This is a genomic window from Huintestinicola sp. (assembly GCF_051882455.1).
Taxonomy (GTDB): Bacteria; Bacillota; Clostridia; order Oscillospirales; family Ruminococcaceae; genus Huintestinicola.
In genome coordinates this window covers 1-7753 of the sequence record NZ_JBJERV010000066.1, presented here as the reverse complement: position 1 = coordinate 7753, position 7753 = coordinate 1, and the positions used below count along the sequence as shown (strand labels likewise).

Here is a 7753-nt window from a genome sequence, read left to right as displayed (position 1 = left end):
TGAAAATTTAACTTTTGCGAAATTTCTTTTCCTTTTTTCATATCACGATAAAAATGTGCGCTCCCCCGTGAGGGAGCACACCCAAGCTTAATATTCGTCATCGTCCCGGAGAAATACGTCCCCGGAGGCATATTCCTTGCATATCTCCATGACAGAGGTTATGCTTTCAGCCGCTTCGTCTCTGAAAAAGCCTGTCATTGCCCTTCGGCTTACGTTCCTGATGTATTCCGAACAGAAGCCTGCTGCACGGCGCCTGAAGCTTTCGCCGTTGCCGCCGAAGGAGACTGCCGCAAATTCGTTTTCGCTTATCCTGAAGGTCCTTTCCCTGCCGAAGGTCTCCATGAGGATAAGGGCAAATATGCGCTGATTTTCTCGTGCGGTATCATTGTCCTCACGGTCGGCGGACAGCTTCGCATACAGCACTCCCACAGGCTCCTTCCTGCCTGCGTTCACGTATTCCCTGCAAAGCTCCTCATAGCACTGCCTGCTGCGTATGCCTGTCATAATATCGGAATGACCGAAATATTTTTCGGAAGTTTCCCGCCGGGCAAGATATATTCCCTCGGGGTCCTCCTCGTATATATATGTAAGCGCCCACGGATCTTCATGGGTGTAGTCCGGGCTGCGGACTATTTTCATGCATACGGGTCTGTATTCCCCGTTTATCCTGCGGCGGTAGGACAGCTGAGCTTCCTCCCTTTCTTCAAGAAGGCGGCGAAGGTGCCCCATATCCATAAAGCGCAGGAATTTTTCCATGTCATCCTCATGAACGTTTCCTGCCACAGCAAAGCCCGCAAACCAGTTTACTATTCCGGGAGCAAGGCTCTCCTCGGCGCTTATTTCGCTGTCGGTCATGTAGACGGGCTCGTAATATCCGTCGGTAAGCCTTACGTGAACTATCTTGCAGTACGCCTTGTCAAGCACTGCTCCTATATCGGAGCGGAGCTTGTCCGTACAGGATATGCCCATTATTGCCCAGGGGTGTTCACGGGAGAAGTCCTTTGATGCGATTATTTCCATAGTCACATTCTTGTATTCGCTGAATATGCGGCATCTGAGACCGTGGAGCATGATATGCTTGCCGCCTGTGCCTCCCGAAAGTCTGCCTGCAAGGTAATCCGAGTCCAGATATCTGAGAAAAATTCCGCTGTCGTCCCTGTGAACGGTACCTTCTCTCACCGATCTTTTTGCATATTCAAAAAAGGAGCCTGAAGTCTCAGCCCCCTTATCGCGATGATCGCGGTATGTTTTTATCAGGCGGAAGCTGCCTGTGAAAACGTTGAGCTTGACCACCTTCAGGTAATTTTCAAACACTATGGAAAGTACGGCAGCGCTTTCTTTACCGCCTGCCGCCGCGGTCGGTAAAACGGACATAAGTATTCACCTCTGAATAATATTATACTTGTTTGTTCGCAGCTTGTCAAATTACATTTTGTTATAAAATGTCAACCAAAGTGCGATTTTACATAATATTTGAACAGATGTCGGAAATTTATATTTTTTATGGGACTTTTGACCGCAGGTATGAAAACTGAAAAATATGTGCATTTTTACTGAATTTTAATATTATCTATTTACAAACTTGTTTCTCTATGGTATAATGGAATTTACCGAGGTGTGGCTCAGTTTGGTAGAGCGCTTCGTTCGGGACGAAGAGGCCGCGTGTTCAAGTCACGTCACCTCGACCAAGATAAAACACCCCAAAATCCGCTTAAATGCGTTGGTTTTGGGGCTCTTTTTTTTTGCATTTGATTTGTATTTGTTATCAAAATTTATTAGTTTATTCTAAAACTACAGAAAGAATATTCGTCAAATATTCGTCAGAACACCTGCCGGTTTTCATGTGCAGGTATTTTTTACATTGCCGCTTTGGATTTATAGATCTGCTTATCCCTGTACATCTCCGCGTCGGCACGGGCGCATACGCTGTCGAGCTCCTCGCCGTTTGTGTATGCCGCTCCTATGGCGCAGGTGTAGGGGGTCTTTTTCAGCTCCGCACGGATATCCGACAGCAGCCTTTCCACATCGCTCTTTTCCTTTCTTATGCACAGTATCATAAATTCGTCGCCGCCTGTGCGGTAAAGGGTACAGCCCTTGGGAACTGCTTTGTCGATGGAATTTACGGCGGTGCAGATGGCTTCGTCGCCCTTGGCATGACCCATGGTGTCGTTTATCTTTTTCAGGTCATTGAGGTCGATGGATACTACGGCTGTAAGCTCCTCCCTGTGCTTTTCGGAATCAATGTAGAAGCAGCGGCGGTTAAGGGCGTTCGTAAGGGGGTCCCGCTTGAAGCTTTCAACGCTGAAAAACAGATAGTAGAACACGATGGACAGCGCATAGGCAGATCTGCCCGTGCCGTACATTCCTATAAATGATTCGGTGTACATTGCGATGATGTTTACGGTCACTATCAGAAATATTATAAGCCCCTCCGAGTAGTCTCTGCGGCAGAATCTCCTTATCGTCAGCAGCATCAGCAGTATCATATAGAATATGCATACCAGATGGGTAAAATATCCTAAAGGTCCTCTCACAAATTCATTCGAGGAGTTGTATGTATAGACGATATCCGTGAAAAATGCGGAAAAGGCTGCCAGAGTATTCAGAAACATGGGGACAAGTATCAGGCGGCGGAACAAAGCGCTTGTATTATCGTTGCGTATGGACAGCTTGACAAAGAGATATATTATTATGGGTCGGACTGCATATCCCATGGCACAGAAAAATATGCAAAGTGATGTGGAGCCGCCGTTTTCCGCTATCCAAAGCTCGGCGGAGTATGCGAGCATTTCGGTAACGGTCACAATAAGGCTCAGTCCGAAGGTCTTGTTTATCTTTCTCCGGAATATCGAGTTTATCATCAGAAAGACTGACATGAACACGAGGATTATCAGCGTGGGGAAATTCAGCTCAACAAACCATCTTATCAATACTGCTCACCCTCTTTTGCTTCTGCATTTTGCAGCTTGCGGAAGAAATTTTTTAGAACCTGTCTTCACAAGAAATGTGTGCGGATTTTCGAGCATAATTTTGTAGCAGACAAGGCAAAAATCCGCAGGCGGGCTGTCGCCCGGCAAGGATTTTTAACGCAGTCTGCGGCAAAATTTGCCGAAAAGACGTGTGCATATGCTTGTGAAGACGGGTTCTTACTACTGTATTATATCATATCATATTGCCATAGCTTTGTCAATCATCGGACAGCTTAACTTCACAGCTTTTTTCGGTTGACAAGTGCGGTGAGGGAGATGTATAATATGTATATAGAATTAAATTAAGGAGCGGTTCTGATGATATCCGAAAGACTGAAAAAGCAGATAGAGTTTCTTCTTGAGGCGGACAAAATGAAAAGCCTTTACAGGCAGACATATATCATAAAGGACGAGAAGCGGTCGGAGTCCATGCGCGACTTCGAGGGGGACGACAGCGTTCACAGGCGCAGGGAGAATGACGCCGAGCATTCCTTTCATCTTGCCCTGTTTGCAATGACACTTGCGGAGCACGCAAATGTTCCCGTTGACCTCCTTCGGGTGATGAAAATGGTGCTTATCCACGACATTGTGGAGATAGATGCGGGGGACACCTACTGCTATGACACCGAGGGCTACAAGTCAAAGCGCCAACGTGAGGAAAGGGCGGCTGACCGTCTTTTCGGCATACTTCCCGATGACCAGCAAAAGGAGTACAGAGCCTTATGGGAGGAATTTGAGGCGATGGACACCGCAGAATCACGCTTTGCGGCGGCGCTGGACAGAATGCAGCCCATGCTTCTCAATTTCAGCAAAAACGGCATAAGCTGGCAGGAGCACAGCGTTTCCTACAGTCAGGTACACGAGAGAAACAGGCACATCTCCCTCGGCTCGGAGGAGCTGTGGGAATATATGGAGGAGGCTCTGAAAGACGCTCTGGGCAGGGGCTTTCTCAGGGACGAATGATTTGAAAGGATATTTTATATTATGAAATTCAGACCTTGCATTGATATACACAACGGCTGCGTCAAGCAGATAGTGGGGGGCAGTCTTGCGGACAAAAACTCCCATGCTGACGAGAATTTTGTCTCTGAGCAGGGAGGGGATCTCTATGCCCGCCTGTACAAAAGCAGGGGGCTTAGCGGGGGGCACGTAATTATCCTCAACCCCGCAGGCTCGGAGTATTATGAAGCTGACCGCAGGCAGGCATTTGCGGCTCTTGCGGAGTTCCCCGGGGGAATGCAGATAGGCGGGGGAGTGAACGATGAAAACGCCTCGGAATACCTTGAAAAGGGAGCTTCCCATGTTATTGTCACGTCATATGTTTTCAAGGACGGCAGCATCAGCTTTGAAAGGCTTGACCGACTTAAAAGCGCTGTGGGAGCGGAGCATATCGTTCTCGACCTGTCCTGCCGCAAAAGGGACGGGAAATATTTCATAGTTACCGACAGGTGGCAGAAGTTTACGGACATGGAGGTAACAAGGGAGAATATCCTTATGCTCAAGGGATACTGCGATGAATTTCTGGTACACGCCGTGGACGCGGAGGGCAAGCAGAAGGGCATTGAAGAGGGCATCGCTTCGCTCCTCGGAAACACGGAGGGCATCGTTTCCACCTATGCGGGAGGTATCGGCTCATATGAGGATATTGAGCTGCTTCGGGCTCTCGGAAAGGGCAATGTGGATTTTACTGTGGGCAGTGCCCTGGATATTTTCGGGGGAAGGCTCAGCTTTGAGAGGATAGCTGAGATGAACTAATAAAAGTATAGTATAAATAACGGAGAGGTCTGCGGGCTTCTCCGTATTTTTTCGGACATAGCCGAATAAAATATATCATCAAATTATTGGACTGAAAGATGTCAAAAAAACATTGTAATAGTTTCACAAAACTACTTGAATGACGTTGAAAAATATGGTATGATATAAATAATTCACCGATTATCGTAACGTCGCTGCAAAGGAGTGAGCTGTTTTGAAAAAAAGGTTAACGATAGGTCTTATGATACATCATCTTGATAACGATTACTCGAAATCTGTCCTGAACGGTGCTGCTGCGGCGGCGAGAGAGCTTGACGTTAACCTGGCTATTTTCCCGGGACGCTCCCTCAACAGCCAGCTTGACGATAAGAAATTTACAGCCTACGAGTATCAGAATAATGTGGTCTACAGCTATGTTTCCTCGAAAGCTCTGGACGCTGTCATAGTTTCTGCGGGAACGGTAGGCTCCTTTGTTACTCCCGAGGCGTTCAAGCGCTTTCTGGACGGCTACAAGGGTCTGCCTATCCTCACTATGGAGAACAAGGTGGAGGGATATCCCTGCGTAAGGCTTTCGGGAAGCGGCATTAAGGAGCTGGTTTCCCATCTTATAAAAAAGCACGGCAGAAAGCATATCGCATTTGTAAGCGGTCCCAAGGGCAATTCCGACGCTGAGGAGCGCCTGGGCTACTACAAGGAAGCCCTTGCCGAGAATGGCATTGAGTTCGACCCTGAAATGGTGGCATACGGAAAATTTTCCGAATACTGCGTGGATATCGTTGGGGACCTTATCGACAGGAACGAGGGCAGGATAGACGCTATATGCTTTGCCAACGATATGATGTGCAAGGGCGGATATAAGGCTATTGAGCGCAGAGGTCTGCGTGTGGGCACGGATATCGCCGTTACGGGCTATGACGATTCGGAGGTGGCTCTGGCGCTCCGTCCCAGACTTACCACCGTCCGCGCGGACGCTTCCGCTCTGGGCTACAGAGCTGTGGCGGAGGCTGTTCGTCTGGCTAAGAAGGAAAAGGTGGAGGATATCAGTCTCGGTTCCTCTCCCGTTTTCAGATTTTCATGCGGCTGCAAGGGACAGGCTGTTTCCGCTGCGGAGCAGGCTGCTTCACGGGGCGACGCTTCCCTTAAAATTGCCGATGAGATACTTTCTGCTCAGATACAGCGCTATGATGAGCTGCTTACACGAAGCGAGGCGCTTTTTGAACTGCGAAAATTCCTTTCCGCCGTTCTGGAATTTGCCCAGGGCAACGGGGGGGACGAGGAAATGCTCTCGAAATCCGTTTTCCTGAGACTTCTGGGAGACGAGACTCTGGAGCTTACATCTCCCGAGGCGCTGCTTCGCATTGCCAAAAATACACGAGTTGCCGCAAAAACTCTCTGCTCGGACAAGTGCCCCGAGAGAATGATAAGCGTGGACAACATCACCGAGGATATCACTGAGGCGGCGGCTGAGAGGATAGTCGGCATTCATTACAGCAAGGTGGACGATATCACCTTCACTCATTTCCTTATAAGCAACATCACCAAGGATATGACCATTTTCGGCAACAATGTGGAGAAAAGCTTCTTTGCGGTGGTGAACAATCTTTACCGTGCTCATGTGGACAGCAGCTATATTTACGTTTACGAGGAGCCTATGCTCCACAGCGCAAAGAGCAGGTGGATACTGCCCGACACGGTGCTTCTCAGGGCGTATCACGATGGCGACAAGCTTGCAACACTTAATGGCGAGGCGCAGAAAATATCCTCCTCCGCCATACTTGACAATATGTACACCCCTCCCGACAGGCGGCGGACTATGGTGGTCTTTCCGCTGTATATGAACGAGGAGCAGTACGGGGTCATGGTGTTTGAGCTTGAGAACGAGTACTTCCCGTACATATATTCCATCACTCCCCAGATATGCACTGCCATAAAGCTCATAAATCTGGTGGCGAAGCTTGAAAGCTCCCTTGACCAGATACAGAACAGGAACAATCAGCTCAGCCGTATGTCCATGTCCGACGAGCTTACGGGCATTTACAACAGGCGCGGATTTTACGTGTTCGCAAACCGTATCCTCAAGGCTCCCGAAAACGAGGGCAGGCAGGCGGTGGTCATTTTCGGCGACCTGGACAACCTGAAAAAAATAAACGACGGCTTCGGTCACGAGGACGGAGATTATGCTATCGTTACTGCGGCTAATGTGATAAAGAGCAGTCTCAGAAATTCCGATGTGGTCGCCCGCATAGGCGGAGATGAATTTGCCGCTTTTGCCATCTGCGACGACAGGGAGATAATCGCTAAGCTCCCCGCACGTATCAAGAGCATTGCCGCCGCTCACAACGAGGCAAGCCCCAAGCCCTACAATGTTACCGTAAGCGTGGGCATTTACGAGCTGGTATGCTCTCCCGAGCTTAATATACAGCAGTTTATGGACTATGCCGACTCGGCGCTTTACGAGGACAAAAAGAGGAAAAATCCGGATATTATGAAAAAGTGATATTATAATTTGACCGCTTCTGCATGAGAAAATGTGCAGAAGCGGTCGTTATTTTTCTTGTTTGTGTTTGCTGATGAGAGACTTTATATCTTTTAGAAGTTTCATGTCAAGGGTGGTTACAAATTCAAATTCGTTAAGGTCAAGCAAATATCTGGGGTCTAATTTCAGTATCTGACATATCCTTTTAAGCTGTTCCATATTCGGTTCCTGAATGTCTCTTTCTATTTTGGAGTAGTTCGACTGATTCATAGGAATAAGTTTTGACATATCTGTCTGCGATAAGTCCATATCTTCACGGGCATTGCGTATCTTTTCTCCGAGCTTCATTATCATCCGACCTCCAATATTTTTATTATAGCATTTTTAACTAAAAATATTGACAAATAGGTTGTTTTGATATATAATTGATATAGCTTAGTTAAAATTTAACTAAGCTATATCATAAAAGCTTGTATGAAAGGAATTGGAGATCTATCTATGATAGATTTACAATATAAGTGCAACACCTAAAAAAATAATGACACAAAAAGCA

6 protein-coding genes and 1 tRNA gene are annotated in these 7753 nt (G+C 47.6%); 4 read left to right on the top strand and 3 right to left on the bottom strand.

Annotated features, from left to right (window positions below; all coding sequences use genetic code 11):
• Positions 1 to 87: 87 nt before the first annotated feature.
• On the bottom strand, positions 88 to 1374 hold the full coding sequence (locus tag ACI4J0_RS08870; protein WP_439765456.1) for a hypothetical protein: 1287 nt from the start codon (positions 1372 to 1374) through the stop codon (positions 88 to 90).
• Positions 1375 to 1611: 237 nt separating this feature from the next.
• Here ACI4J0_RS08870 and ACI4J0_RS08865 point away from each other — a divergent pair.
• A tRNA-Pro gene (locus tag ACI4J0_RS08865) sits at positions 1612 to 1688 on the top strand.
• Positions 1689 to 1856: 168 nt separating this feature from the next.
• On the opposite strand, the gene ACI4J0_RS08860 is transcribed toward ACI4J0_RS08865, so the two are convergent.
• Positions 1857 to 2930, bottom strand: coding sequence for a GGDEF domain-containing protein (locus ACI4J0_RS08860; protein WP_439765455.1), 1074 nt, complete (start codon positions 2928 to 2930; stop codon positions 1857 to 1859).
• Between the two features lie 357 nt (positions 2931 to 3287).
• Between ACI4J0_RS08860 and ACI4J0_RS08855 the strand changes: the two genes are divergently transcribed.
• From ACI4J0_RS08855 to ACI4J0_RS08845, 3 genes are all read left to right on the top strand, one after another.
• Complete coding sequence (locus tag ACI4J0_RS08855) at positions 3288 to 3932, top strand: HD domain-containing protein (RefSeq protein WP_439765454.1); 645 nt, start codon at positions 3288 to 3290, stop codon at positions 3930 to 3932.
• Between the two features lie 21 nt (positions 3933 to 3953).
• On the top strand, positions 3954 to 4724 hold the full coding sequence (gene hisA / locus ACI4J0_RS08850) for a phosphoribosylformimino-5-aminoimidazole carboxamide ribotide isomerase (RefSeq protein ID WP_439765453.1): 771 nt from the start codon (positions 3954 to 3956) through the stop codon (positions 4722 to 4724).
• A gap of 214 nt (positions 4725 to 4938) precedes the next feature.
• On the top strand, positions 4939 to 7221 hold the full coding sequence (locus tag ACI4J0_RS08845; protein WP_439765452.1) for a diguanylate cyclase: 2283 nt from the start codon (positions 4939 to 4941) through the stop codon (positions 7219 to 7221).
• A gap of 48 nt (positions 7222 to 7269) precedes the next feature.
• On the opposite strand, the gene ACI4J0_RS08840 is transcribed toward ACI4J0_RS08845, so the two are convergent.
• Positions 7270 to 7548: a helix-turn-helix domain-containing protein gene (locus tag ACI4J0_RS08840; RefSeq protein ID WP_439765451.1), complete on the bottom strand. Its 279-nt coding sequence runs from the start codon at positions 7546 to 7548 to the stop codon at positions 7270 to 7272.
• Positions 7549 to 7753 lie beyond the last annotated feature (205 nt).